Annotated in this window: 3 protein-coding genes; all 3 read left to right on the top strand. The window is 52.3% G+C overall.

What is annotated here, in order from left to right:
• The coding region (locus MWC30_RS02490; protein WP_244082574.1) for a hypothetical protein at positions 1-210 on the top strand (210 nt) is incomplete at its 5' end.
• A 12-nt stretch (positions 211-222) separates the two neighbouring features.
• The gene (locus MWC30_RS02485) at positions 223-1,863 is read left to right on the top strand and encodes an ABC transporter substrate-binding protein (protein WP_244082573.1); all 1,641 of its coding nucleotides are present in this window, start codon (positions 223-225) and stop codon (positions 1,861-1,863) included.
• Positions 1,864-1,896: 33 nt separating this feature from the next.
• Positions 1,897-3,732, top strand: coding sequence for a histidine kinase dimerization/phospho-acceptor domain-containing protein (locus MWC30_RS02480; protein WP_244082572.1), 1,836 nt, complete (start codon positions 1,897-1,899; stop codon positions 3,730-3,732).
• The last annotated feature ends 10 nt before the right edge of the window (positions 3,733-3,742 follow it).

Below are 3,742 nucleotides of genomic sequence, written 5' to 3'. Positions count from 1 at the left end.
TATCCTATGTACTTCCTGTCATGGCCTGCGGCGGCGGGGGCAATTAGTCTTTGCGCCCTCACTGAGCTCAACAACAAGATCAAACTGCTGAAAACGGAAGGGCGCGAACCTGCAAGTTCGTGCTTTTTCTTTTTGTCAAAAAGGGATTGTTTGGTAAAAGGAGGAACGAGAGATGGAAAAAACAAAATAAGAACAGCCTTCTTCCCGTAGGAGTTTCGTCCGATGAAACGTCTTTGCGCCCTCCTTTTGGCCATAGGGCTCTCTGTCACGTTGCTCATAGGCGCTCCACTGCCGGCCCAGGAAAATCCCCAGGCAACGACGGAATCCAGAAGCGTCAGTCCTGAAGCATTGCAAAGTCGGTATGGAGGCGTTTACCGAGCTCCTTTGCTGAACAACCCCCGTACGTTGGATCCTGCATATGTGGAGGATATGTACGGAGTAACCGTAGTTCAGCAGCTGTTTGACGGATTGGTTCGATTCAGTCCGGATTTGTATGTCCTGCCCGCACTCGCTGAAAACTGGCGGGTGGAAGAGGGGGGCACCGTTTATCGGTTTCTTTTGCGCCAGGATGCTCGATTCCACAATGGTCAGCGAGTCTCTGCAAAAGATGTGGTTTTTTCATTGAGCCGATTGATTCGAGTCAATCCACCTCCTGCCATTCTGCCCCACCTTCTTAAAATCATTGGAGCTCAAAACTATTTAGAGCAAAAGACCGATCGCATCGATGGGATTCTCATTGTCGATGATCACACGGTACTCATGCGCCTCGAACACCCGTATGCGCCTTTCTTGACGGCTCTTGGCATGTATCAGGCGAAAATTGTCCCCCAGGAAGAAGTCTTGAAGAATGAAGCAGGCTTTGGGCGGGAGCCCGTTGGAAGTGGGCCTTTCAAGTTTGTTGAGTGGCGGCAGAATGAGAAGATCCAATTGACGGCATTTCGCGACTATTATGGAGGTCCACCCTATCTGGATACCATCGATTATATCGTCTATCCGGGAATCAACATCGAAGCGGTGCTGGCTGATTTCGAAAATGGAAAACTCCATGAAATGCCGGTCTCTAAAACGATTCTTCAGAAGTTGAAGGATCGAACGGATCTCCAGAGAGTTCACCGGCCGTCTTTGAGTCTTCAATTTTACGGATTCAACTGCCAACACCCTCTCCTGAAAGACGCAGCTTTGCGAGATTTACTTTTTCGAGCAATAGACAGGCAAAAATTGGTCTCAGAGGCATACGGCGGGCAGTTGGAGCTTGCCTTGAGCCTTATCCCGCCCGGCCTACCGGGGTATCTCCCAAACAGTGAATTCACGCGGGCGGATGCCGATGGACCTGCTGCCGTGAAAATTCCAGAGCCCCTGGCGTCGAAAATTAAGGACTCTGGCCCCATTGAAATTGTTTCCAATAGTCAATCGGTCATCGCACAGGCCGAGTTGAAGTATGTTCAAGAATCCTGGGCGCGCCTTGGAATCACCGCCAATATTAAATACCTTACCGATTGGGCTGAGTTCGAACGGTATTTGAAATCCGACGCCCTGCAGTTGTATCGTTATGCGTGGTTCGCCGACATTCCCGACCCGGATAATTTTCTTCAGCCTCTTTTCGCCAGTAATTCACAGACCAATTTCATGCGCTTTAAAAATGCTGAGGTGGACGCTATGCTGCAGCGGTCTGTCAGCATCATGGACCCCATCGAACGTTCCACCATGTACCAGCAGATTCAGAAGAAGATCCTGGCATCCCATCCCTTGATTCCTCTTTGTTACCTGAGCATTGACGCGATTTTCCAGCCTTTTGTGAAAGGCATTGCAGTCAGTGCCTTAGGGACTCATTCCGTCGCATACAACGGCGTCTGGATCAAATGAGCTGCAGCTTGTGAATTGAAGTTTCCATTGATTATGAAAAAATGGCTTTCACGTAATAAACTCCCCAGCCCCCGCCGCTATGTGCCTTTAAGGTACCGATTCATTCTGCTCAGTTCCCTCCTGCTGATTCTCCTCCTTGGGACGATCGCAGCCATCCTGGTAACCCAACAAAGTCACAGCATCCGGAGCCAGGTGGAGCGCAAAGGATTTGCCGTCGCCCAAAGTCTTGCGGCCATTTCCAAGGCGGCATTTGTCACCTACAACTATATTTTATTGGAACAGTCCGCCAACGAAGCTGCCAAAGATCCGGACATTGTGTCGGTCATCATTCACGACAAGGAAGGGCGTGTGGCGGGATACAGCGGAAGGGCGGATCTCCAGGGCAAGTATCTGGAAGATGAGGCCAGCCGGAGCGCGATTGCTGCCTCGCAGCCAGTGAGTCAAAAAGAGACCATAGAGAGCGGTAAGAAACCTGTTCTGGACGCCATTGTTCCAGTGTCTGTCCCGGGCTCTGATTTGCGGTGGGGAACGGTGCGGGTATTGCTTTCGCTGGAGCCCATGTATCAGCAGATCCGCCTGACGCAGTGGATTATCGTTGCCATTGGTGGAGTGGGGCTTCTGTTTGGAATCATCGTGGCGGGTCTCGTGGCGCGCCGGATCACCCGGCCTCTCGGATACCTGACGGAGGTCACCCTGGAAGCCGCACAAGGCCGTCTGCATCAGGAAATCGAGGTCCATACGGGAGATGAAGTGGAGGTCCTGGCTTCCAATTTCTCCATCATGATTCGAGAAATTCTCCAGCAAAGAAAACAGCTCGAGCTCCAATTGAAAGAGATCCAGCATCTGCAGCGCTATACAGAAAATCTTCTGATCACCATGAGTGATGGGCTCCTTTCCGTCGATCACACGGGAAGAGTTGCCACAATCAATCCAGCCGCGTGTCGGTTGCTGGGCGTGAAACAGTCCGTGGAGAAAGGGGGCTCGGTCTTCGAACTGCTGGAGGAGGCGCTCTCACTGAGGGATTTCATCGAAGAAAATCTCCGCGACCCCGTGGGAACCGTGCAGCATGAGATCATGGTGGAGAGAGGGTCGGAAACGCAGGTTATCCTTGCCAGCTGCAGTCCCCTGTGGGGGAAAGACGGGACCCTCGATGAGCTCATCACCAACCTGCACGACATTACGGAGTTCAAGAAGCTGGAAGCCCGCATTCGGCAGGCCGAGCGTCTCGCCGCTTTGGGAACCCTTGCTGCAGGCATGGCCCACGAAATCAGGAACCCACTTTCCGCCATCAAAACCTTTGTTCAGCTCTTGCCGCGTAAGGTTGAAAAACCGGGCTTTCTGGAGAAATTCAACCGAACGGTGCCCCGCGAACTGGAAAGGATCAACCGTCTGGTGAGCGATCTCCTGGAATTGTCTCGAGAACCCAAATATCACATGACATGGGTCGATGTGAGATCCCTGATCGAGCAGTGCGTGGAATTGTTCGAAGGAGATTTTTCCGAGCACGGCATCGTTTTCAACAGCCGATTCGATCCCTCTTTACCCTGCCTGAGAGCCGACGCAGATCAGCTGGTTAAGGCGTTCCACAATCTTCTCCTCAATGGAGTGCAGGCCATGGCTGCAGGCGGGGAACTGACTGTCGAAGTGTCTTTTGAAAATGATGTTTCCTTTTCCGGGCGCGGCGGCGCTTCTTCCCAGCAGGGATGGATGTGCATCCGTTTCAGGGACACGGGCCCGGGCATCGATCCAAAATATCAACGGCGGCGAGCATTCAGTCCAAAATGGGCGGTGAGGAAGCCGTCCGCCACGGCTTTCGGCAATAGACCCGTCTCGTCGTTCCCTTTTTCCACCCACTCAAGATTCTTTTAATTCAATCCTT

The organism is Desulforhabdus sp. TSK, assembly GCF_022836495.1.
GTDB lineage: Bacteria > Desulfobacterota > Syntrophobacteria > Syntrophobacterales > Syntrophobacteraceae > Desulforhabdus.
Note: the sequence above shows the minus strand (reverse complement) of the source record. Positions and strands in the feature narration are given on the sequence as shown.